This window comes from Reella acinonychis, assembly GCF_052384575.1.
GTDB lineage: Bacteria > Pseudomonadota > Gammaproteobacteria > Enterobacterales > Pasteurellaceae > JBQSUQ01.
Map to the genome: position 1 here is coordinate 62,825 of NZ_JBQSUQ010000014.1, position 22,282 is coordinate 85,106.

The following is a 22,282-nucleotide window of genomic DNA, read 5'->3' on the forward strand; positions in this document are numbered from 1 at the left end:
AGCCACTTTATCCAGAATTCACTGGACCCGAAGAGGGAAAGTATCAATCAAAATTATTTGATTTCTACTTTAGCGCCTGCTTCTTCTAATTCTTTCTTAAGTGCTTCAGCTTCTGCTTTAGAGATGCCTTCTTTTAATGCTGCTGGTGCAGATTCAACTAAGTCTTTAGCTTCTTTTAAGCCTAAACCAGTTGCACCACGTACTGCTTTGATTACAGCAACTTTGTTTGCACCTGCTTCAGCAAGAACTACATCGAATTCAGTTTTTTCTTCTGCCGCTGCTGCTGCACCTGCTGCTGGCGCCGCTGCTGCTACTGCTGCTGCTGAAACACCGAATTTTTCTTCCATCGCTGCGATTAATTCAACGATTTCTGATACTGATTTTGAAGCAATCGCTTCGATTAGTTGTTCGTTAGTTAATGACATAACAATCAATTCCTAAAGTAAATAAGTTTGTAAACGATTTAAGAAAGGCTATAAAAATTAAGCCGCTTCTTGTAATTTGTCGCGTAATGCTGCAAAAGTGCGAACAAGTTTGCCTGCCGCAGCTTCTTTCATTGTACCCATTAAACGTGCAATCGCTTCTTCGTAAGTTGGTAATGTTGCCAAGAAGTTAACATCTTGGATTTTACCTTCAAAGGCTGCACCTTTAAGTTCGAACTCTTTGTTTGCTTTTGCGAACTCGCTGAACAAACGTGCTGCTGCACCTGGGTGTTCATTAGAGAATGCAATAAGAGTTGGACCTGTAAACGCATCTTTCAAGCACTCGAAATCTGTGCCTTCTACTGCGCGACGTAATAATGTATTACGAACAACACGCATTGAAACGCCAGCTTCGCGAGCTGATTTGCGTAATTCAGTCATTTTCTCAACTGTTACACCACGAGAATCCGCGATAACAGCTGAAAGGGCACCTTTGGCTGCTTCATTTACTTCAGCAACAATTGCTTGTTTATCTTGAAGATTTAATGCCATTGGCTTTTAGCTCCTGAATACACTCCGATAACTCGGAATTAAATTACCTAATATAAACAACATATTAGGACGACTTCGGTGTACAGAAGCAGAAAATTCTTTTTCTGTTCACCATCTACGTAGGCAATTAAGAAAACTCAGTTAAATTTAACCGCGTTTTCTCCTACGGTCTTCGACGGGGCTTGATGAGGCAAGCACCATCAGTTTTATGGATATACCATAAATTAAGGCTCGAAATTATAGTAAAGAAAAATCCTCTTGTAAAGTAATATTCAATATTAACTGCAAAAACTTACTTGGTATAACGTAAAATATAATGCGTAGGAATCCCTACTGAATCAGAATCTAGAGGTGGACCATTAAGATAGATATTCAAATATCCCCCCGCATCTACAGCTTCAAGAATAGTTCTTACATCTCCGTCCTTAAACACTAATTCCCTTCCTGGTAATAATTGTGTTCTTAGAGAATTTGTATTAGGCACGAAAAAACCAGCCCTCCCCCTAGCTACTCCATTCTTCCAATTTATATCTGTTAAAAAGAAATTATTATTTGTATTTCCGATAACTAATTGTTCAAACCAAACTTGAGGATTATCAGATCTTGTCACAATAGCCCTATGAACATAATGTAAATCAATAAAAGGTTCAGTTTGTTGAATATGAACTGAACCACAGGCGTTCAAATCTTTCATCAAAGATAATGACTTGTCTAACCTACTCCCCTCAATAATCCCTCGACCCCATAAAAGATTTAGGTATCCTCTAACCTTACTATTTGAATGTAATACTGAGCATTCTAGAGCTATCGAATGTTTCACAGCCTGTACTAATAATTTATTTTTGTAATGTATTTCACTCCATACTGAATACCTATTCAAATCCGTACGATAACTTGAATATCCTTGGATACTCGCAGCACAAACAAGAATACCAAATAGCAATTTGATAAAATGCTCTGCTCTAGCAAAAGAAATAGCTAATATCATTGCTAATACAAACAAGGCTTTTAATCTATCAAATGAAAATTGAGTTGCATGCTGCAACATAATAATATTCTCAAGGAGAGGGATTAGCGCAGCCAAAAACAAAAAAGAGATTTTTTGATAAGCTGATTTTGTTTCATTCTTATTATAAGACAAGAGATTAAATGAGCTATATAAAAAAGCTAGCAATAAAGGCTTTAATTGTAGGTTCTACTCCAACTGCAAAGCTATAATGAGCAATTGTTAAAAAACCAGCCATCAACGTTGTAATTAATAATTTGATTGCCAATTTTCTATTTTCACAATTTAGTGCTTTACCAAACCAAAAGAGCAAGATCAAACCAAGACTAAAAATATACCCTGTCCACTCAGTAAGTGCCCCAATCCCAACAAAAACAATTAAGAGCTTTTCATATATAGAACTCTTTTTATCATCCGAGGCTGTTAAATATAAGAAAAGAAAATACAATCCCAAAATAAAAATAAGTTGATAAAAACTATGAACCCAATATATAACCCCATGGGATTGCAAGACTTCTTTGCTGAAAATAGAGATGATACAACCAATAATCGCTCCGCCTATGGCTTGACTATTTTTATAACCTAATACTATTAGACTACGAAATAGAAGTAAATATAATACGACTGACACAAATGCACCAATCGCAAAATTCAAATAGGCAAGGTTTTTCTCCGTAGGTTCAATAGAGAAAAAAGAAAAGATAGCATACGGTGCAAGAAAACCTGGAGATGTAAAACTAGTATAAATATAATCACCTTTTTCTGTAGGAACAGTCGCTCCCCAAGCTATGTGCTTATCTCTCTCCTTTCCCAAACTGACCGTAGGTAAAAAATAATGGTGATCTGCTGTATTTTTTTGTAAAGCTTGAACAGTCAAGAGGGTATGATAAGTTGCCTCTATATTTGCGGAGCCTACTACATTGTTAAAATCATTTTTTCTTAAAATAAAAGAAAAAATGAGCAAAAGCATTACTATCAATAACCCTATTATTTTTACAAATCTGGTGTTTTTATAATGCAAAAAAGCCCATTATTCATCCTATTTAACGTTATATAGGCCTAAACACGCCTTAAATAGAACTATCAACACAGATAAATTACCTCTAAATGAGCTGATTTTTGTTGGTACTTCACCCTCAGGATAAATTCTTGATGTTGGTAGTTCTATACATTTGTAGCCTAGCTTAGGTACTATATAAGATAGATAAGCTAATAATTCATAAGACACAAAAATATCTCTGAATGGTGATACTTTTTCATCTAATAACATTTTAGCACTATAAGCTCTAAAGCCTTGTGTTGTATCAGTCCATTTAAATCCTGAGGCTAAACTTAGTAAAGGTGCATGAATACAACGGATAGCAAAATCTCTTGATTTTGGCGTATTAACCGCAATGCCTCCAGATAAATAACGAGAAGCTTGAACAAAATCAATACCATCTTCCAACGAATCTACAAATTGAGAAATAGCCGCAGGATCATCTTTATCATTGCCGTCAATAGTAATAATACCTAAATATCCCTGTTTTAATGCAAAAGAATAAGCACAACGTAATTGAGCACTTAATTTTCCAGCCCCAGTTTTTAATAGCAGGGCTTTCACATTTAAATCTTGCAATCGGGTTATTTCTAAAGAATCATCCGTACTACCACCATCAATAATAATAATATCCGCAATGTTTGAGATATTATTTGCTTTCATTTTGTCAAGCAGATTAATAATCCGCATTCCTTCATTGATGACGGGGATAACAACACAATATTTTTTTATTTTCCCTAGCCAAAATAATTCATCATATGTTGGTATTTGCCATTTGTTGATATTTTCCATTTTAATCACCTTAATTTATTTTTGATGCAATTAGAATTACACCTAATATAATGAATACAATTCCTAATAATGTTGTCCAATAAAATTGCTCTTTAAAAAACAACATAGAGGCTAATGCAACCGTCGCAATAGCACCTGATGTCAACACAGGATGTGCAATATTTAATGGAAAACGGGCTAATGCCATTACATATAATAAGAATGCGAGTCCATAACAAAACAATCCTAACCAAAAAGGGATATTTGTTAATGCTTCCCAAGGTTCATTTAAAGATGGAAATTTTCGAGGTGGGATAACAGCAATTTTAATTAAAATACTCGCAGCGGCATTACTTAAAACACCGAGTAATAATATGATCCAGTTCATTATTGATAACTCTCAGCAACACATTTTAATGCCTGTTCAATACGCTCTAAATTAGATCTAACATTATTTGAACGCATTTCAATTGTTAATACTTGATTTGGAATATAGGCTGATATTGCTTTCGCATATTCACGATGATTAATTTTAGAACTGCCAATAATATCTAATTCTGGCTCACTAATATGAATATGTCCAATATAGGAGGAAGTAGATTTTAATACTTGCTCAATATCTTCTTGATTGATAGTTACCGCCCCTAAATCAAGTTGCATTTTAATTGCTGGGTGCTCAACCATTTTCACAATATCCAGTGTTTCTAAACTATTGGTCATAAAATTGGCACCATAACAGACAGGGTTTGGCTCCAAACAAATAATACATTGATTTTTCTCAGCTATATCCCCTAGGCGATTAAAAAACACCTTTGAAATTGACCGCACTTTCTCATCAGAGAATCCTGTTATATCTCGGTTTTTAGGAGAACCAAATACCAATTTATTTGCTCCTAATAATCTGCCAATACGGCAAACATTATTTAAATGATCAAGCATTTTTGTTTGAATTTCATCAGATGCAAAAATATTCAATCCCTTTGTACCGAACAATAAAGCTTGCATTCCTATCAACTCAAAACCGTTTTTATTCCAGAAATCTTTGATGCGTAAGATATCTTCCTCAGAAACTGAACTAAAATCAGAAAAATATTTACTTGGAGCGATATCAATTTTATTTATTTGATATTGATTAAGCAAATCTATTACTTGAGAATCCTCACTAACTTCCCAAGCAATATTAGAAATGGAAATGTTATTCATTCTGCTAACCTATTTAACTACCTTGTATTTTCTGATTGAGCATAAGCTCGAATTGCTAATAATGTTTCTTTTTTAGAGTATTGGTATTTTTCCGCACCATAAAGGACAGCAAATTTGCTCTGCATATCATATTTTGCAGGCGGGTTTATTAATGATTGTTCAAATTTAAATCCAAATCCATTCTTTGCAACTTCTTCTACTGAAATCGGTTCTGACGTTAAATGGATTAAGTGAAGTTTATTCTCCAATGCAACCTGAATATCAGACCATAAATTTACCATTGGATAAAACTGAAAAATACCACGACTATCAATCATATTTAGATTGTTATTATTTAGAAAATCAAAAATAATATTTTTCTTTAAGCCAGGACCTACAAGCCCAGGCAAGCGAACAATAAGATAATTCTCAAAATGTGATTCAACAAACTTTTCTAAATAACGACGATGTAAGCCATAAGGCTGTAAATTTTCTTCATTAATTGCAGTGTCCTCATCCACATCAATCGGATCTTTAAATACATCTACCGTGCTAATTAAAATAAATGTATTACATTTAATTGTTTTTAAATGTTCAATTAACCCATTAATTATTTTTAAATCATTGTCTGGCTCTTTATTCGCTAACCATTTTTGTGCTGGTGCGGCAGAACAAACGACAAGTTCAAATTCTTGATTATCTATTTCTGCAATATTTTTAGAATTAAATAAACATTCAAATTTTTTTTGTTTTAGGATTGTATTTCCAACAAATCCTGTATAACCAATAAGTGCATTCATATATTTACCTTACGATTTTTACTTTATTAGGGTAACCTGTTAAATGAGGGTTTAACTTAGTTCCATTTACATAAATATTAATATAATTTTTGCTATATTTTAGGTGAGTGACCATTCTTTCCTCATCATCATTAAATTTTAAAACAGTATTGACTTTTATAGCATTTCTTACATCAAAAGTATTTTTTATAAAAAATGCGTTATCAACTCTATGGACTGATTTTTCCCAATTGGAATCACTTAAATCAATCAGTTCTATTTCAGGAATAAGTAAGAATTTTGATATATTTATATCTCTATCCCAATATATCAGCCCCCCCTTATACTGTGCATACTGCCCTGTTTTAATGGATTTTATAGGATAAAATGGAAGATCTTTAACTGCAATACAAACGTTATTTTTTAAAAAAATCGTTTGTGAAAATAATGATTTTAACAATGGATCTGCTTTTATTTTTTCAGCTTGATACCAATTAAAATCAAAGTTATTAAATGTTGCTCCACGCTTTATCTGCATTTTATCAAGATAAGTATTATCTACTGGAGATATATGTAAAAAAAACCTATCCTCGATATTCGAATCACAGGTTCTAGAAACATAAAGTAATTTGTTTTCTGATATATAAATATCCAAATCCCTTTCTGGAACAGATACTAAATGAGTAGATTGAGTAATTAAGTCTTTTTTAAAATTATACAATTTATAGATATATACTGGTATTGCGAATAATAAAATCGATACTATAATAGTAATGAAGAGCTTTGGTCTTTTCTGAACAAATCCCCAATAAAACTGAAAAGAATATCCTATATAAGCAGAAACAAGCAATAAAAATGGAACATACCAAAGTAAGTAGTTTATATGATGATGAATATGAGAATGACCTTTCGCTAGAATATACCAAGACAATGGTGCAAGTAAGGATAACCACAAACTAGCAAGAAAAGCATAATTATTTTTTTTCAGCGGATGAGTTCTCATTAATACTACATTTAATAAAGAAATTATCAGCACACCTAAAATAATACTTCCCGCACTAACCCCAAAAACTAGCTGTTTCTTAATATAAAGAACTAACACTGAAAAAAGATCGGTTTTTAATGAATATGCCAATGTCGCATTATAAGTAAAATCATCAGGATTACCATGTGTCCTTTTCAAAATAATACTCATAAGAACTGCTTTCGCATTTTTAAATCCACCAGAATAATACATTAACTGAGTAAAATGAATTGCTAATGCAAATAAAAAACCAATAACACCAGCAAATGAAATCTTTAAAGAACGACTAATAAATTCATTTAATCTTAGACTGTTCTTAATAGAGAAAAAAACTAAAGGAATTAACATTGTAATCAGTATTGTGGAGATATATTCATACCCAGCTAAGCATTTAATAAACACTGCTAAAAAAGTAAAACCACATACTGTGTATGTATTCCATTTTCCTGTTTTATCTTCTCTTACAGAAAAATAGGCAGTAACTATGCAAGGTAAATAGATTAAAAATAACATCCAATAAAGATTATTGGCAAAAACAATTAACCAGCCTGAAAAGATCATTGTAACTAGGTAGGTTAAAGATGAAATTATTCCGAAATACTGGTAAAAAAAGAGAGCAATTATAGAAAATAATAAGGCAGATAAAATTGAAGTAAATAGTTTATTATAAAATAACCTAAGTTCAGGGGATTCTACACCTAATTTTTGTTGAGTCTGATCAAGTAACGAATAGAAAATACCTTGTAAGCCAAAACTAGAGGAATAAACCCCATATTTTCCATTTATTGGAATGTTGTATGGTGCGTTATCAATATAGCCAATATTTTTCGGTCCTTCAGTATAATTCCCCATAAATCCCATATGAGAAAAAAGCCCATTTCTTTCAGATTCTAATATCTTAGAGATAACCAACGCTTCTGAGTCCCGTTGATGATAATTAAACCAATCTCTGGATACAGTCTTAAAGAAGTTAAATTGAAAAACCAATACAAATAAAATAAAAGAGGCTAAAAATAAAACGTATTTTCTATTAAAACTCATTCTCTAATCTCTCAAAAATATCATAAATATTATCAATTTTTCCGCCTAACACTGAATATAAACCTGGTAAAGCAACACTTTTTTCAAATAGAATAGGACGACCGTCATCTCCTTCATTTTTTACTAGAACAGTTTTTATTTCAAATAAGGAATCCTTGTAAACAGCATCGCAAATTGATGGAATATAACGTTCAACATCTCTTACCATTCGATCGACTCTAGTTTGTTTATCGTATTTGTCTAATTCTTGATAAACTTCCTTTCCCAATTCATCAGTCCAGCTAAAATGCGGAGTGTAACGAACGTGTGATAAACTATGTAAATTCCTAGCAGGAAAAGGCATAGCTGAAAAAAATGGCCCATCCATCACAGTAATTCCAATATTCTTTAATGAAGTAGGCATTTCCATTAAAGCCATTTCTGTAATTTCGTGCTTCAGTTTTGTTTGTAAGCCTGTTTGAGAAAAATCACCCCCGTATTGATTTAGTCCGCTATAAGTACAATTAAATACATATTTAGCCACTATCTTTTCGCATTGACCTAATTGGTTTTCCATCACCACCTCAAGTCCATTGGCTTGCTTATTAATTTCTTTCACTTTATGCTTATACATAACAGAAATGGGTTCAGCAGCCAAAGACTCTAAAGCCCACTGTTCTAAAATAGTGGAGTCAAAAGCATATTCTTTAACTAAAAAGCTCTCTTCAATTAAACGAGTATTAAAAAGTGCGGTAACTTTTTGGTCTGTTTTTTCAATCTCTGCACCAATTTCTTTACAAAATTTATAAAATTGTTTTGCAGTCACTTTGGAATTTTGGCGAGCAATAGCATAAATTTTAGTAAAATCACTTTTCACGGCTGCTTGCCAATCTTGTACAAAACGAGGAAAATTAACTCGGCTACGATAAGCCGTTATAAAACTACGCGGATAATGATAACCATTATGCACCCGCGCTTGATTAGTATATGAGGCTCTCTGTAACAATCGGTCTTCTTGTTCAATTAAAATAACATCAGAAAAACCTTTATGCTTAATTAAATATAAAGCTATATTTACACCATAAAATCCGCCACCGATAATGACAGCTTGAGCCTGAATCATATTATTTTTCCTCTTCTATATTAAGTTTTTCATGACGTAAAATACGCGCACTAGTCAATTCTTGGGCAATATAATATTTAGGGGTTTCATCACGCTGCTCAACTAAATAGAGAATATACTCTCCCAATACAAAAAGCACTAATGAAATAAGGAAAAACATGCCTGAAATTTGCAATGACATACTTGTCCAGCCTTCAGAGACATCAGTTCCAAACCAATATATCAATAGAACATAAATAGAATAAAGGAAGTTTGCACCAGCCCCAAATAAAGAAAGTAAAGTAACTAAGCGCATAGGACTGCTTGTGGAAGAAACCAATAACTTTAATCCTCGAGCAATACTTTGAAATAAATTCTTATTATTCAAAGTAGATTGGCATTCTAATTTATATTCCACATAAGTTTTTGAAAAACCACTAATTACAGGTAGATAACGTAAAGCAATAGCTGGGCGATTATGCTGCAAAATAAAATTTACAACACGCTTATTTAATAAACGATATCTAGGTGCTTCTTTGTTTAAATTTAACCCTTTATTAAAAATTCGGTATAAGGAATTAAAGATACTATTTGCAACTCGATAAGAAATAGATTCATTTTTATGTTGTAAAGTATTTCTTGCGAAAACAACATCATGACCATTTGTTGCCTCTTCCAACATCTCAGGCAAAATATTAAAACTATCTATATCATCAACGTCTAAAATCGTCACATAATCGCCTAAAGCATTCTCCAAACCTAACCAAGCCAACGTATCGGAATCAATTTCTTTGGAAAGGCTATATACCTGTAAATTTGGCAAACCATCAATGGCGGTTAGTTTCTTTAGCTCTGATAAAACGTCATCATTCATTGAACCATTATCAACAATAATAAGTTCATAATCACTCACTAAGTCTGATAATAATTCTGTGATTTGAGTAAGTCGAGATGTGATTGATTGATTGATTGATGTAAATTTATGACAACTGATAAGAAAATAGAATAACGTTCTTTCATAATTTGCTCTACTGAATTAAAAAATAAAAGCCATATTAAATATGGCTTTCAAATATTAATTATAAGCTGCTTTGATCAATTGCAACACCAGCACCCATTGTAGTTGAAAGGCTAACTTTCTTAATGAAAATACCTTTTGCTGTGCTTGGTTTTGCTTTTGTTAACGCTGCTAATAATGCTTGTAAGTTTTCTTTTAATTGCTCTGGCGCAAAGTCAGCTTTACCGATTGTGGTATGGATAATACCATTTTTGTCGTTACGGTAACGGATCTGACCAGATTTTGCATTTTTAACTGCTTCAGCTACGTTTGGAGTCACTGTACCCACTTTCGGGTTTGGCATTAAGCCACGTGGACCTAAAACTTGACCTAATTGACCTACAACACGCATTGCATCAGGAGAAGCGATAACAACGTCAAAGTTCATTTCGCCTTTTTTGATTTGCTCTGCTAAATCTTCCATACCTACTAAATCAGCACCTGCTTCTTTAGCTGCATCTGCGTTAGCACCTTGAGTGAACACAGCAACGCGTACAGAACGACCAGTACCATGTGGTAATACAGTTGCACCACGTACGTTTTGGTCTGATTTACGAGGATCAATACCTAAGTTAACTGCAACATCAACGCTTTCAACAAATTTCGCTGTTGCGAATTGTTTTAATACTGCGATTGCTTCGTTGATTTCGTATGCTTTTGTAGAGTCTACGCCAGCTTTGATTGCTTTCATTTTTTTAGTCAATTTAGCCATCGTATTATTCCTCCACCACTAAGCCCATTGAACGAGCAGTACCAGCGATTGATTTCATTTTGGTTTCGATAGTCGCACCAGTCATATCTGCTGCTTTAGTTTCAGCGATTTGACGGATTTGATCTAAAGTCACTTTACCCACTTTGTCTTTGTTTGGTTTACCAGAACCAGATTTGATACCTGCTGCTTTTTTCAATAAAACTGCTGCTGGTGGAGTTTTGGTAACGAAAGTGAAAGAACGGTCTGCGTAAACAGTGATAACCACAGGAATTGGTAAACCTTTTTCTAAGCTCTCAGTACGAGCGTTGAATGCTTTACAGAATTCCATGATGTTCACACCTTGTTGACCTAATGCAGGACCAACTGGTGGTGAAGGGTTAGCCATACCTGCTGCAACTTGCAACTTAACGTAGGCTTGTACTTTTTTTGCCATTTTTAGCTTCCTCTAAAATGGGTGATAACGCTATTACTAGCTCCCCGATGATATTCAGCACCAAAGTGCCATACATAAAAATACGAGCAGACGAGGCTACTCGTAAAATAGGATGCGGATTATAATCAAAGTGCGGTGGATTTTCAAGCAGTTTTAATGATAAAAAATAAAAAAACACGCTTTATCAACAAAGCGTGTTTTTAAATAGTTTGCTTAATTAACCGTTCGCTTTTTCCACTTGACCAAACTCAAGTTCAACTGGAGTTGCACGACCAAAGATAGAAACAGATACTTTTAAACGGCCTTTTTCGTAATCCACTTCTTCCACTGTTCCGTTGAAGTCAGCAAATGGACCTTCAGTAACACGAACTTCTTCACCAGGCTGGAACACATTTTTCGGACGTGGTTTATCGGCATTTTGCTCAACGCGGTTTAAAATGATATCTGCTTCACGTTGACTAATTGGTAATGGTTTATCAGGAGTGCCACCAATAAAACCCATTACGCGAGGTACACTACGCACAAGCTGCCAAGTATAATCATTCATTTCCATTTGAACTAATACATAGCCAGGAAAGAATTTACGCTCACTTTTGCGACGTTTACCTGCAACGTTTTCAACCACTTCTTCTGTTGGTACTAACACTTCACCAAATTGATCTTCCATTTGGTTTAATTTGATATATTCACGCAACGTTGCTGCTACACGACCTTCAAAACCGGAAAACGCTTGCAATACATACCAACGTTTTTTTGCTACTGTTGTTTCTGTCATATTAGAATCTCAAATCAGTTAAAAAGTTAAGTACTGAAACAATAATGCTATCAAATGCCCATAAAATTAATGACATAACAACAGTGACTGCCATCACAATAAATGTTGTTTGCATTGCTTCTGGACGAGTTGGCCATACAATACGTCTTAATTCAACACGCGCTTCTTTGAAAAATGCACGTGCTTTTGCACCTTGATTAGTAATTGCTGCTAATACGAAGGCAATGGCAAGTAATACAGCCATACCCACAACACGAATTGGTGTTGAATACTGATCAGCTAAATAGATATTTCCTACTGCAGCTGCTACAACTAAAATAGCAACTAATAACCATAAAAGACGGTTTAAACCAACTGATTTCTGCCCTGTTGTTTCTTCAGGTGCACGTTTTTTCTTCTCGATTTCAAGAGCCATAAATTAACCTATCGATGAAATATAAATTCGGGACATAATTTTAGAACGTGCGATTGTAGCACTTTCTTTTTCATTTTCATATTAATTTTTCCCGAATTTTCCGCTTATTTTTTCACAGGCATATTTGCTAAAAGTTTAGTCATCAATTGCCAATAAGTTTGCACCGCTGGAATATGAACTTTTTCATCAGGTGAATGAGCATTACGAATAGTAGGTCCAACTGAAACCATATCCATATTAGGATAAATTTTCTTAATTAAGCCACATTCTAAGCCTGCATGAATCACTTTTACCACAGGTTCATAACCTAAAACTTCCGCATATAATTTTTGCGTTAAATTTAAGATTTCTGTGTTTGGCTGCGGAGCCCAACCTGGATAACTATTAGCAAAGGTCACTTTTGCGCCACAAAGTGCGGTTAAAGAATAAAGCAGATTTTCCATATATTCTTTTCCGCTTTCAATTAATGAACGCATTAATATAATTGCTTTCACACCTTGTTCAGTGGTACTTAATACACCAACGCTACTTGAGGTTTCTACAACCCCCTCTACCGCATCACTATTACGTAACACACCATTTGGTAACGCATTTAAGAAATGAATAGCTTTAAGACTTGAAGTTGCATCAAATACTTGTGCTGTTTTTTCTACCGCTTGTAAGCTAATTACCAGTGAAGGCTCAGCAATAGCTAATTCTTGTTTCATTAAATCTGCAAATTTTTGCACCGCACTTTGCAATACTGCCGGTTCGCCATTAAAACAAAGAGTTGCAAAAGCTTCTCTCGGGATAGCATTACGAATTGAGCCACCTCGAATTTCCGCTAAACTAAATGCAAAATCATGATGTTGTTGGAAATTAGCAAGGAAACGTGCAAGTAATTTAATCGCATTTACGCGACCTTTATGGATATCGCCACCTGAGTGACCTCCACGTAATCCTTTAAATGAAAGCTGATAACTGTGAGTAAATTTATTCGCTTCCCACTCAATTGGTAATACTAACTCCGCATCTTCACCACCAGCACAACCAATATAGATCTCACCATTTTCTTCCGTATCAGTATTAATCATAATATCAGATTTCAACCAATTTGGACGTAAACCAACTGCGCCATCCATACCTGCTTCTTCCGTCATGGTAAGCAAGACTTCTAATTCAGGATGAGCAATATCATCACTATCTAACAACGCCAAAGCTGACGCCATACCAATACCATTATCTGAACCTAATGTGGTGCCTTTCGCTTTGACCCAATCGCCATCCACATAAGGTAAAATTGGATCTGTTAAGAAATCATGTTTTGTATCTTCATTTGCTTGTGGCACCATATCCAAGTGGGCTTGTAATGTCACGCCTTGACGGTTTTCCATACCAGCTGTTGCTGGTTTTCTGATGAGCACATTGCCCACCTCATCTCGTTCAACGAATAAGCCTTTTTGCTGCGCCCAATTCACAATAAAAGTCGCAATGGCTTCTTCATGATGAGAGGGATGAGGAATTGCGCAAATTTGATCAAACCATTTCCAAAGTAATGTAGGTTGTAATAATTGAATTTCTGACATTTTAAGATCTCCTTACAAAGTGGCTTGATTATGGACCTTTTTACTGTAAATTTCTAGTTTAACGAACTGATTCCGCGATTTTCGTCAACTTTTTATACAAAAGTGCGGTGAAAAAAAGAAAAATTCTAGCAATTGGGCAAAATTAAATGGTATCCTAACGCAATTTTTAAATTTATCGAACGAAAGGTACTTCTATGAGCGAAAAATATATTGTTACTTGGGATATGTTCCATATGCATGCCCGCAAATTAGCTGAACATTTACTTCCAGCTTCACAGTGGAAAGGGATTATTGCTGTAAGTCGTGGCGGGTTATTTCCTGCAGCAGTTTTAGCTCGCGAATTAGGCATTCGTTATGTAGAAACCCTTTGTATCGCAAGCTATGATCATGATCAACAAGGTGATTTAAAAGTCTTACATGCACCAGATATGGATGGCGAAGGTTTTATTGTAGTTGATGATTTAGTGGATACGGGCAATACTGCACGTGAAATTCGTCGTCTTTATCCAAAAGCAAAATTTGTTACTGTATTTGCAAAACCAGCAGGGGCATCATTAGTGGATAAATATGTTATTGATATTCCACAAAATACATGGATTGAACAACCTTGGGATTTAGGTTTAGGTTTTGTACCACCTATTTCACGTAAGTAATTATTTAATGAAAAATGCGGGCAATGCTCGTATTTTTTAACGCTATTTTCGTTATATGATGGATTATATAAAACTTTCTCCCTCCGAAATTAATGCAATTATACTGAGTTTAAAAGTCGCATTTTGGGCAAATATTTGGTTATTGCCACCAGCGATTGCTATTGCTTGGTTACTTGCGCGTAAACAATTTTGGGGAAAATCATTAATCAATGGCATCATTCATTTACCTCTCGTTCTCCCACCTGTTGTCATTGGTTACTTATTACTCATATCAATGGGACGCAATGGTTTTATCGGTCAATATCTGAGCAAATGGTTTGGTTTTACCTTTGGTTTTAATTTAAATGGTGCAATTTTAGCTTCCGCAGTGGTTGCTTTTCCTTTGGTTGTTCGCTCCATTCGCCTTGCCATTGAAAGCATTGATTTACGCCTAGAACAAGCTGCTCAAACCCTAGGTTCTTCACCTTGGCGTATTTTTTATACCATCACATTGCCTCTCGCTTTCCCAGGCATTCTTGCGGGTATGATCTTGGGATTTGCCCGCTCCCTCGGTGAATTTGGTGCCACCATTACGTTTGTCTCCAATATTCCGAAAGTCACTCAAACCTTGCCTCTTGCGATGTATTCTTTTATTGAAACCCCTAACGCAGAAAGCGCAGCTGCAAGGCTATGTATTATCGCTATCATTATTTCGTTAATTTCTTTGCTTGCATCAGAATGGCTAGCAAAACGAACACAGAAAAAATTGGGACAAATTGATGCTAGAGATTAATGTAAAACAGAAACTAGGCAAACTCGATCTCGCCGTAAACTTAACCATTCCACAGCCGAATATTACCGCAATTTTTGGTGTGTCAGGTTCAGGTAAATCCTCATTGATTAACTTAATTAGTGGGCTAACCAAACCAGATCAAGGCTACATTCGCCTCAATAATAACACCTTAGTAGACACAGAAAAGAATATTTACTTGCCTGCTCACAAACGCCATATGGGATATGTTTTTCAGGATGGTCGCTTATTTCCACATTATTCGGTGAAAGGCAATCTCTGCTATGGCATGAAGAAGAAAAGTGCGGTGGAATTTGAACGAATTATTAATTTACTTTCTTTGGAACCTCTGCTCAATCGTTATCCATTAAGTTTATCTGGCGGAGAAAAACAACGTGTCGCCATTGGGCGCGCCTTACTCACGCAACCAGAAATGCTACTCATGGATGAACCATTGTCTGCTTTGGATCTCCCTCGTAAGCAAGAGCTTATGGCATATTTAGATTCGCTCTCCAATGAAATAGAGATCCCTATTCTCTATGTAACCCACAGTGTGGATGAATTAACCACATTGGCAGATCAAGTGATTCTACTGGATAATGGTCAAGTTATTGCTTACGACAAGGTGGATACGGTCGTAAACAGTGCCCAATTTGACAAGTGGCGAATTGCCTAAAATAACCAAAAAAAATCACCGCACTTTTCATAAAGTGCGGTGAAAATTAGATGACTTTTTTCTTCGTTACAGTTTAAGCTTTCACTTGCTGTGCTAAGAAATCCAACAATTGATCTTTTGCAATCATTTGCTTCTCGCCAGTACGACGATTTTTATATTCAATTTCGCCATTTGCTAAATTTTTCTCACCAATAACAAGCATGTGAGGCACACCAATTAATTCCATATCAGCGAACATAACACCTGGACGCTCTTTACGGTCATCAAAAATTACATCTACGCCTTTCGCCATTAAAGTGCGGTATAAATCTTGCGAGAATTGTTGCACACTTTCCGATTTATGCATATTCATTGGCACGATCGCCACAGTAAATGGCGCAATTTCATCGCTTGGCCAAATAATACCGCGTTCATCATGATGTTGCTCAATTGCTGCTGCCACAACTCGTGTAACACCAATGCCATAACAACCCATAATCATGGTTTGTGGGCGGCCATCTTCACCTTGAACAGTGGCTTTCATCGCTTCTGAATATTTCGTACCTAATTGGAAAATATGCCCCACCTCAATACCACGCTTAATTTGTAATGTGCCTTTGCCATCTGGGCTTGGATCGCCTTCCACCACATTACGCAAATCAGCAATTTCAGGTAATGCCACATCACGTTCCCAGTTCACATTAAAATAATGCTTACCATCAATATTCGCACCTGCTGAAAAATCAGACATTAAAGCCACAGTTCGATCAACAATTGCCGGAATAGCTAAGTTCACTGGCCCTAATGAGCCGACACCTGCACCAATTTTTGCTTTAATATCCGCCTCATCAGCAAATTCTAATGGATCCGCCACCAGTGGATGTTTTTGTGCTTTCACTTCATTTAATTCATGATCACCACGAATAATAAGCGCAACCAGAGGTTGTTCTTCAGTTGCACCTTTTACCACCAGCGTTTTAACCGTTTTTTCAATTGGTAGATTGAACTGTTCCACTAATTCAGCAATAGTTTTCGCATTTGGTGTATCCACTAATTGTAAATCAGCTGTTGGTGCTTGACGTTCTCCAATGGCAATAGCTTCAGCTAACTCAATATTCGCTGCAAAATCACTTTCACTAGAGAACACTACATCATCTTCACCACTAGCTGCTAACACTTGGAATTCATGCGATGCTGAACCACCAATAGAACCCGTATCCGCCTGTACTGCGCGGAAATCTAAACCTAAGCGACTAAAGATATTGCTATAAGTTTGATACATCACATCATAGGTTTCTTGCAAACTGTCGCGTGTCGTATGGAATGAATAGGCATCTTTCATCACAAATTCACGAGAACGCATTACACCAAAACGAGGACGCACTTCATCTCGGAATTTTGTTTGAATTTGATATAAGTTTAGTGGTAATTGGCGGTATGAAGTCACCTCACGACGCACAAGATCAGTAATCACTTCTTCGTGAGTAGGTCCTAACACAAAATCACGTTCACCACGATCTTTAAAGCGTAGTAATTCTGGACCATATTGCTCCCAACGTGCAGATTCTTGCCATAATTCTGCAGGCTGAACCACTGGCATAAGCACTTCGATCGCACCACCTTTATTCATTTCTTCACGAATAATATTTTCGACTTTCTTTAATACACGAATGCCCGTTGGCAACCAGTTATATAAACCCGATGCCATCGCACGAATCATGCCTGCACGCAACATTAATTGGTGGCTGACCACTTGCGCATCATTCGGTGTTTCTTTTAAAGTTGAAAATAAATATTGACTTGTACGCATTGTTATTCCTAATTGTTGTATCTTTTCAAAAAATGGCGCTAGTTTATCATTAAATTGATGCGTTGTGATAACCAGAAAGCAAATCTTGCCAATTTTGTGGCTCAAATTGAATATTCATTCGTTTGACTTCTTTGTTAAAGGATCTGAGCAAACGCGCCAAATTATCTGCTTTCCAAAAATCACCAGATTTTTCACCGCACTTATCAAAATCCAACAGCCAGCATTTTTGTTGAGCGTCAATTTGTTGCAGCAAAATATTATGCGCATTCAAATCAGTATGACAAATTTGCAAATCATGTAATTGACGTACGAGCGCACCAATTTGTTGCCAAGCCGCTGAAGGTAGCGTTTGTTGTTGCAAAAGTGCGGTTAAATCTTGCGCATTTTCAATTTTTTCCATGATAATGTCAGCGCGATAGCTGAACAAACCTTTTTCAACACGTGCGGCAATGGGTTTCGGCACTGGTAAACCAGAGTGATATAGCTTATGGAGCAACTTAAATTCCATAAAACTACGCGTTTGCTCAATGGTGCTAAAACGATAACGATCTTTTACCAGTTTTCCCCACAAACCACCGCGGTAATAATGACGTAATGCCGTATTAATCCCAAATACATCTTGTGTGTGTAAAAACCAAGTCACACCACGCCCTCGAGCCGATCCTAAAATTCTCGCTTGTTGCTGCCAATAATCTGGATTAAAAAATTGTGCATAATCCCCCGTTGCATAATGGGGTTCAGAAAAGAGAAAAAATGCATTTTTATGTTGTAATTCAATCATTTTAATGATCCTTCTAGCATACGGCATTATTCTACTTTAAAATATTGAGGTTTCCAAAATTTAAGGAGCTTTTTTATGTCACTTTTTAGCGCACAGCAACCACCAAAATCTCTCTGTATTTTACGCTTATCCGCCATTGGTGACGTAACCCATGCTTTAGCTGTGGTACAGGAAATTGCTCGTTTTTATCCTGAATGCAAAATCACTTGGATTGTAGGCAAGGCCGAATATGCGCTATTGTCATCTCTCACTGATTTAAATTTAGTTGTGTACGACAAAAAAACAGGTTGGAAAGGACTAATAGCATTATGGAAACAACTTAAGAATCAACAATTTGATGCGTTATTAAATATGCAGACAGCTATTCGCGCATCTATTTTATCTCTTGGCATTAAAGCCAAATATAAAATTGGTTTTGGGCAAAAACGTAGCCGAGAAGGACAACATTTTTTTGTGAATCAACGTGTTAATGATCCTGAAAATCCCCATGTGCTAGAAGGTTTCAAAGCATTTGCTTACAAAATTGGCGTACCTGAATTTCAACCCCATTGGCATTTGCAAATTCCCGCCGAAAGCAAGGAAAAAACCAAACAATTCCTTGCCACAGATAAACGAAACTTAGTGATTGCGCCTTGTTCCAGCAAAGTAGAAAAAGATTGGATAACTGAACGCTATGCGGAAGTGGCGAAAATTGCTCACCAACAAAATATTCATGTCATTTTATGTGGTTCGCCTGCCAAACGTGAGATGGAAACTTGTGAAAAAATCACCGCACTTTGTGATTTTCCCATTACTAACGCTTGTGGCAAAACCAATCTTGCAGAACTTACCGCATTAATTCAACAAGCAGACTTAGTCATCGCACCAGATAGTGGCCCCACGCACATTGCAACTATGGTGGGAACAACTGTTGTTGGTCTTTATGCTTATCATAATCCTTGGCGCACAGGCCCTTATCATCATTTAGATAATGTGGTTTCTGTTTACGAAAAGAATGTGCAAAAAGAATATGGGAAACCTTCTCATCAATTGCCTTGGGCAACCAAATTAAAAGGCAAACAACTGATGGCAGACATTCAAGTGGAAGATGTGTTAGTGCAATTACGCAAACTGCATTTTATTCATTAAGCTAAAAGAAAAAATCTGCCTTTCGGCAGATTTTTTAATAATATGAATGTTCACCACGTTGATGTTCCGTTACATCTCGCGCGCCTTTTAATTCATTTGGGAAGCTTTCAATTAACTGTTTTTCAACGCCATCTTTTAAAGTGACATCAACCATTGAGCAACCATTACAACCACCACCGAATTGCAATACAGCATAGCCGTCATCAGTAATTTCAATTAAAGTAATACGTCCACCATGGCTGGCTAATTGTGGGTTAATTTGTGTCTGAATAACATAATCCACACGCTCAATTAATGGTGCATCATCGGCAACTTTACGCATTTTGGCATTAGGTGCTTTTAATGTCAGTTGCGCGCCTAATTCTTCGGTCACGTAATCAATTTCTGCATCTTCAAGGAAAGGCAAGCTGATCTCATCAACAAATGCAGAAAAACTTTCATATTTCATTTCGGTATCCGCTTCTTCTACTGCATTAGGTGGGCAATAAGACACGCCACATTCGGCATTAGGTGAGCCGGGATTAACCACAAATACACGAATATTGGTACCTTCTTCTTGTTGATCCAATAATTTACGGAAATGCGCCTGTGCTGCTGCTGAAATTTTAATTTGTTGCATAGGATACCCTTAATAATCTGACTTTATATGTCGGGCATAATACGCTTAGATCGCTATTTATGCAAATATTATGTACGCGCCAGTCCCCAAACTTGAATATGCTCGATGCCCACTTTATGTAACTGCTTTGATATTTCATTTAATGTGGAACCCGTCGTAATCACGTCATCTAATAAACAAACAGATTTATAACCGCACTTTTTAAATTCAGGCGTAACTTCAAAAGCATTTTTCAAATTGGCTCGCCTGGATTTTGCCGTTAACCCACGTTGACTTGGCGTATGTTTTACTCGTCGCAATAAATCTTCTCTGACTGGAATATTCAGCCATCTGGATAACCATTTCGCCAATAACGCCGTCTGATTGTAACCTCTTTTCCATTGGCGTTTATGGTGTAATGGAACAGGCAAAATAACTTCAGGCAAATCAAGATAATGAGTTCGTCTTGCTTCTCGAATAGCTAAATAAAGCAAGCGTGCCAAAGTACGATCTAACCAATATTGTCCTTGAAACTTGAAACGATGAATTAAGATAGACAGCGGTTCTTTATAATGCCCAACAATCACCATTTGCTGCCAACTCGGCTCATTACGTAAACATTGCCCGCAATGCTGCTCATTTTTTACCAATTCTGTGCCGCAGCAACCACAATAGCTGAAACGCCGAATTTGTCGATTACAAATACTGCAAAGTCCATGCGAACCAATTTTTAATTTCCGATGACAATGAACACAACAAAATCGCCAAAAATTCATAATTATTCCTTTTTGCACCGCACTTTATGGTAGGCTTACACAGAAAACAGATTAAATACATTTTCTTGTGGTGATTTTGCGAGCGAAATCACAAAATCATTTTCTAAACATTAAAGGACAGAACAATGGCAGATCCACATATTCAATCTCCAATGGATTTTTTAGATAAACTCACCGTTTGCTTATATCGAACTGGTTTTATTTTTGCTGCGATTTTCACCGCACTTTTACCCTATTATGAATTCGCTTTATTAGGTCTTTTTGCCGCGGCAATTCTCTGCGCCTCTTCGTTACATATTTATTTGAAATCTTTTCGCTTATTATTGCAATTTGCTACTTGGATAGGCATGTTTTTATATATGATTAACCAACCGACATTAGCACTTGGCGCGGTATTGGTCACATTAGGTGGGCTGTGTTTTAAAGAATATTTTTGTTTTCGTATTTTCGCATTAAACGCTATGCCAGTGCTTGTGGCTTTATTATGGTTAAGTTATGTGGCTAAATTTAACGGTTTATTGATCATTATAAGCCTGATTTGCGCATTGCTATTTGCGGTTCTCGCTATTCAAAAATGGCGAATGCCATTACATTTTGATATTGGCGACAAAACGAAATATCAAATATAAACAAAAAGGGCGTATTTTTACATACGCCCTTTTTCATTGCTCAACGCTTATTTCACACGTGAAACATATTCACCTGAACGAGTATCCACTTTGATCACTTCGCCGATTTGAACGAATAATGGCACTTTTACTACCGCACCTGTGCTTAAAGTTGCTGGTTTACCACCTGTACCTGCAGTATCGCCTTTGAGACCTGGATCGGTATCAACAATTTCTAATTCCACAAAGTTTGGTGGAGTAACAGAAATTGGTGAGCCATTCCATAAAGTAATAATACAATCCGCCTGATCTAATAACCATTTTTCTGCATCACCAACTGCTTTTGCATCAGCTGAATATTGTTCAAATGTTTCTGGGTGCATGAAATACCAGAATGCATCATCTTTGTATGAGTAGGTTAAGTTTAAATCCATTACATCTGCTGCTTCAACAGAAGTGCCTGATTTAAAGTTAACATCTAATACTTTGCCTGAAATTAATTTACGAATACGTGTACGAGTGAACGCTTGACCTTTACCCGGTTTTACAAATTCATTTTCAACGATGACACAAGGTTCGCCATCTTGCATAAATTTTAGACCTGGTTTGAAGTCAGTGGTAGTATATGTAGCCATATTATCCTCAATTTG

The 22,282-nt window shown here is 36.0% G+C and carries 25 protein-coding genes and 1 pseudogene; 5 read left to right on the forward strand and 21 right to left on the reverse strand.

Annotated elements, in window-relative coordinates; all coding sequences use genetic code 11:
• Window positions 1–53 precede the first annotated feature (53 nt).
• The 16 genes from rplL to ACT2CV_RS06745 all read right to left on the reverse strand — a co-directional run bounded on the left by rplL (window position 54) and on the right by ACT2CV_RS06745 (window position 13,854).
• Entirely contained in the window at window positions 54–425 is a 372-nt protein-coding gene (rplL, locus tag ACT2CV_RS06670; RefSeq protein ID WP_464973088.1) for a 50S ribosomal protein L7/L12, read from the reverse strand.
• 57 nt (window positions 426–482) lie between these two features.
• Window positions 483–974, reverse strand: a complete 492-nt coding sequence (gene rplJ / locus ACT2CV_RS06675; protein ID WP_464973089.1) for a 50S ribosomal protein L10 — start codon at window positions 972–974, stop codon at window positions 483–485.
• A 292-nt stretch (window positions 975–1,266) separates the two neighbouring features.
• Window positions 1,267–2,022, reverse strand: a complete 756-nt coding sequence (locus ACT2CV_RS06680) for a hypothetical protein (protein ID WP_464973090.1) — start codon at window positions 2,020–2,022, stop codon at window positions 1,267–1,269.
• Between the two features lie 106 nt (window positions 2,023–2,128).
• The gene (locus ACT2CV_RS06685; protein ID WP_464973091.1) at window positions 2,129–3,001 is read right to left on the reverse strand and encodes a hypothetical protein; all 873 of its coding nucleotides are present in this window, start codon (window positions 2,999–3,001) and stop codon (window positions 2,129–2,131) included.
• Window positions 3,002–3,019: 18 nt separating this feature from the next.
• Window positions 3,020–3,811, reverse strand: coding sequence for a glycosyltransferase family 2 protein (locus ACT2CV_RS06690; protein WP_464973092.1), 792 nt, complete (start codon window positions 3,809–3,811; stop codon window positions 3,020–3,022).
• A gap of 10 nt (window positions 3,812–3,821) precedes the next feature.
• Complete coding sequence (locus tag ACT2CV_RS06695) at window positions 3,822–4,178, reverse strand: DMT family transporter (protein ID WP_464973093.1); 357 nt, start codon at window positions 4,176–4,178, stop codon at window positions 3,822–3,824.
• Entirely contained in the window at window positions 4,178–4,993 is an 816-nt protein-coding gene (locus tag ACT2CV_RS06700; protein ID WP_464973094.1) for a sugar phosphate isomerase/epimerase family protein, read from the reverse strand. The genes ACT2CV_RS06695 and ACT2CV_RS06700 overlap by 1 nt, the downstream gene beginning before the upstream one ends.
• A gap of 17 nt (window positions 4,994–5,010) precedes the next feature.
• Window positions 5,011–5,772 (reverse strand): NAD-dependent epimerase/dehydratase family protein, encoded by a 762-nt coding sequence (locus tag ACT2CV_RS06705; protein ID WP_464973095.1) that lies wholly within the window; start codon window positions 5,770–5,772, stop codon window positions 5,011–5,013.
• A 4-nt stretch (window positions 5,773–5,776) separates the two neighbouring features.
• Window positions 5,777–7,816, reverse strand: a complete 2,040-nt coding sequence (locus ACT2CV_RS06710) for a hypothetical protein (protein WP_464973096.1) — start codon at window positions 7,814–7,816, stop codon at window positions 5,777–5,779.
• Window positions 7,806–8,918, reverse strand: a complete 1,113-nt coding sequence (locus tag ACT2CV_RS06715; RefSeq protein WP_464973097.1) for an FAD-dependent oxidoreductase — start codon at window positions 8,916–8,918, stop codon at window positions 7,806–7,808. The genes ACT2CV_RS06710 and ACT2CV_RS06715 overlap by 11 nt, the downstream gene beginning before the upstream one ends.
• 1 nt (window position 8,919) lies before the next feature.
• On the reverse strand, window positions 8,920–9,891 hold the full coding sequence (locus tag ACT2CV_RS06720; RefSeq protein WP_464974055.1) for a glycosyltransferase: 972 nt from the start codon (window positions 9,889–9,891) through the stop codon (window positions 8,920–8,922).
• 85 nt (window positions 9,892–9,976) lie between these two features.
• Complete coding sequence (gene rplA / locus ACT2CV_RS06725; RefSeq protein ID WP_464973099.1) at window positions 9,977–10,666, reverse strand: 50S ribosomal protein L1; 690 nt, start codon at window positions 10,664–10,666, stop codon at window positions 9,977–9,979.
• Window positions 10,667–10,670: 4 nt separating this feature from the next.
• Window positions 10,671–11,099, reverse strand: coding sequence for a 50S ribosomal protein L11 (rplK, locus tag ACT2CV_RS06730; RefSeq protein WP_005542594.1), 429 nt, complete (start codon window positions 11,097–11,099; stop codon window positions 10,671–10,673).
• Window positions 11,100–11,316: 217 nt separating this feature from the next.
• Entirely contained in the window at window positions 11,317–11,874 is a 558-nt protein-coding gene (gene nusG, locus ACT2CV_RS06735) for a transcription termination/antitermination protein NusG (protein WP_464973100.1), read from the reverse strand.
• Between the two features lies 1 nt (window position 11,875).
• Entirely contained in the window at window positions 11,876–12,289 is a 414-nt protein-coding gene (gene secE, locus ACT2CV_RS06740; RefSeq protein WP_464973101.1) for a preprotein translocase subunit SecE, read from the reverse strand.
• A 104-nt stretch (window positions 12,290–12,393) separates the two neighbouring features.
• On the reverse strand, window positions 12,394–13,854 hold the full coding sequence (locus tag ACT2CV_RS06745) for an aminoacyl-histidine dipeptidase (protein ID WP_464973102.1): 1,461 nt from the start codon (window positions 13,852–13,854) through the stop codon (window positions 12,394–12,396).
• 194 nt (window positions 13,855–14,048) lie between these two features.
• Between ACT2CV_RS06745 and gpt the strand changes: the two genes are divergently transcribed.
• From gpt to modC, 3 genes and pseudogenes are all read left to right on the forward strand, one after another.
• Entirely contained in the window at window positions 14,049–14,507 is a 459-nt protein-coding gene (gene gpt / locus ACT2CV_RS06750) for a xanthine phosphoribosyltransferase (RefSeq protein ID WP_464973103.1), read from the forward strand.
• Window positions 14,508–14,562: 55 nt separating this feature from the next.
• The gene (gene modB, locus ACT2CV_RS06755; protein ID WP_464973104.1) at window positions 14,563–15,279 is read left to right on the forward strand and encodes a molybdate ABC transporter permease subunit; all 717 of its coding nucleotides are present in this window, start codon (window positions 14,563–14,565) and stop codon (window positions 15,277–15,279) included.
• Window positions 15,266–15,943 (forward strand): annotated as a pseudogene (gene modC / locus ACT2CV_RS06760) (molybdenum ABC transporter ATP-binding protein); the annotation flags it as partial. The gene modB and the pseudogene modC, both read left to right, overlap by 14 nt.
• Before the next feature lie 82 nt (window positions 15,944–16,025).
• Here the strand turns inward: modC and proS are convergent.
• Window positions 16,026–17,741 carry a proline--tRNA ligase gene (proS, locus tag ACT2CV_RS06765; RefSeq protein WP_464973105.1) on the reverse strand — a complete coding sequence of 572 codons (1,716 nt, stop codon included), beginning with the start codon at window positions 17,739–17,741 and terminating at the stop codon, window positions 16,026–16,028.
• Between the two features lie 49 nt (window positions 17,742–17,790).
• A complete protein-coding gene (locus ACT2CV_RS06770) occupies window positions 17,791–18,522 on the reverse strand; it encodes a 3-deoxy-D-manno-octulosonic acid kinase (protein WP_464973106.1) in 732 nt (243 codons plus the stop codon).
• A gap of 75 nt (window positions 18,523–18,597) precedes the next feature.
• On the opposite strand from ACT2CV_RS06770, the gene ACT2CV_RS06775 reads away from it, so the two are divergent.
• The gene (locus tag ACT2CV_RS06775; RefSeq protein ID WP_464973107.1) at window positions 18,598–19,650 is read left to right on the forward strand and encodes a glycosyltransferase family 9 protein; all 1,053 of its coding nucleotides are present in this window, start codon (window positions 18,598–18,600) and stop codon (window positions 19,648–19,650) included.
• A 34-nt stretch (window positions 19,651–19,684) separates the two neighbouring features.
• On the opposite strand, the gene nfuA is transcribed toward ACT2CV_RS06775, so the two are convergent.
• Both nfuA and ACT2CV_RS06785 read right to left on the reverse strand, forming a co-directional pair.
• Window positions 19,685–20,269, reverse strand: a complete 585-nt coding sequence (gene nfuA / locus ACT2CV_RS06780) for a Fe-S biogenesis protein NfuA (RefSeq protein ID WP_464973108.1) — start codon at window positions 20,267–20,269, stop codon at window positions 19,685–19,687.
• 68 nt (window positions 20,270–20,337) lie between these two features.
• Window positions 20,338–21,024: an amidophosphoribosyltransferase gene (locus tag ACT2CV_RS06785; protein WP_464973109.1), complete on the reverse strand. Its 687-nt coding sequence runs from the start codon at window positions 21,022–21,024 to the stop codon at window positions 20,338–20,340.
• A gap of 125 nt (window positions 21,025–21,149) precedes the next feature.
• Between ACT2CV_RS06785 and ACT2CV_RS06790 the strand changes: the two genes are divergently transcribed.
• Window positions 21,150–21,653 (forward strand): DUF2301 domain-containing membrane protein, encoded by a 504-nt coding sequence (locus ACT2CV_RS06790; protein ID WP_464973110.1) that lies wholly within the window; start codon window positions 21,150–21,152, stop codon window positions 21,651–21,653.
• Window positions 21,654–21,700: 47 nt separating this feature from the next.
• Here ACT2CV_RS06790 and efp read toward each other — a convergent pair whose 3' ends face one another.
• Window positions 21,701–22,267, reverse strand: coding sequence for an elongation factor P (efp, locus tag ACT2CV_RS06795; RefSeq protein ID WP_464973111.1), 567 nt, complete (start codon window positions 22,265–22,267; stop codon window positions 21,701–21,703).
• Between the last annotated feature and the right edge of the window lie 15 nt (window positions 22,268–22,282).

Bases quoted from the DNA above. Each gene is read 5' to 3' on its own strand.
- gpt (WP_464973103.1), top strand. From the start codon at position 14,049: ATGAGCGAAAAATATATTGTTACTTGGGATATGTTCCATATGCATGCC.
- rplK (WP_005542594.1), bottom strand. From the start codon at position 11,099: ATGGCAAAAAAAGTACAAGCCTACGTTAAGTTGCAAGTTGCAGCAGGT.
- rplL (WP_464973088.1), bottom strand. From the start codon at position 425: ATGTCATTAACTAACGAACAACTAATCGAAGCGATTGCTTCAAAATCA.
- ACT2CV_RS06705 (WP_464973095.1), bottom strand. From the start codon at position 5,772: ATGAATGCACTTATTGGTTATACAGGATTTGTTGGAAATACAATCCTA.
- modB (WP_464973104.1), top strand. From the start codon at position 14,563: ATGATGGATTATATAAAACTTTCTCCCTCCGAAATTAATGCAATTATA.
- ACT2CV_RS06700 (WP_464973094.1), bottom strand. From the start codon at position 4,993: ATGAATAACATTTCCATTTCTAATATTGCTTGGGAAGTTAGTGAGGAT.
- ACT2CV_RS06785 (WP_464973109.1), bottom strand. From the start codon at position 21,024: ATGAATTTTTGGCGATTTTGTTGTGTTCATTGTCATCGGAAATTAAAA.
- ACT2CV_RS06770 (WP_464973106.1), bottom strand. From the start codon at position 18,522: ATGATTGAATTACAACATAAAAATGCATTTTTTCTCTTTTCTGAACCC.
- ACT2CV_RS06695 (WP_464973093.1), bottom strand. From the start codon at position 4,178: ATGAACTGGATCATATTATTACTCGGTGTTTTAAGTAATGCCGCTGCG.
- ACT2CV_RS06715 (WP_464973097.1), bottom strand. From the start codon at position 8,918: ATGATTCAGGCTCAAGCTGTCATTATCGGTGGCGGATTTTATGGTGTA.
- ACT2CV_RS06745 (WP_464973102.1), bottom strand. From the start codon at position 13,854: ATGTCAGAAATTCAATTATTACAACCTACATTACTTTGGAAATGGTTT.
- proS (WP_464973105.1), bottom strand. From the start codon at position 17,741: ATGCGTACAAGTCAATATTTATTTTCAACTTTAAAAGAAACACCGAAT.
- rplJ (WP_464973089.1), bottom strand. From the start codon at position 974: ATGGCATTAAATCTTCAAGATAAACAAGCAATTGTTGCTGAAGTAAAT.
- ACT2CV_RS06690 (WP_464973092.1), bottom strand. From the start codon at position 3,811: ATGGAAAATATCAACAAATGGCAAATACCAACATATGATGAATTATTT.
- nfuA (WP_464973108.1), bottom strand. From the start codon at position 20,269: ATGCAACAAATTAAAATTTCAGCAGCAGCACAGGCGCATTTCCGTAAA.
- nusG (WP_464973100.1), bottom strand. From the start codon at position 11,874: ATGACAGAAACAACAGTAGCAAAAAAACGTTGGTATGTATTGCAAGCG.
- ACT2CV_RS06680 (WP_464973090.1), bottom strand. From the start codon at position 2,022: ATGTTGCAGCATGCAACTCAATTTTCATTTGATAGATTAAAAGCCTTG.
- ACT2CV_RS06710 (WP_464973096.1), bottom strand. From the start codon at position 7,816: ATGAGTTTTAATAGAAAATACGTTTTATTTTTAGCCTCTTTTATTTTA.
- ACT2CV_RS06775 (WP_464973107.1), top strand. From the start codon at position 18,598: ATGTCACTTTTTAGCGCACAGCAACCACCAAAATCTCTCTGTATTTTA.
- ACT2CV_RS06790 (WP_464973110.1), top strand. From the start codon at position 21,150: ATGGCAGATCCACATATTCAATCTCCAATGGATTTTTTAGATAAACTC.
- efp (WP_464973111.1), bottom strand. From the start codon at position 22,267: ATGGCTACATATACTACCACTGACTTCAAACCAGGTCTAAAATTTATG.
- rplA (WP_464973099.1), bottom strand. From the start codon at position 10,666: ATGGCTAAATTGACTAAAAAAATGAAAGCAATCAAAGCTGGCGTAGAC.
- secE (WP_464973101.1), bottom strand. From the start codon at position 12,289: ATGGCTCTTGAAATCGAGAAGAAAAAACGTGCACCTGAAGAAACAACA.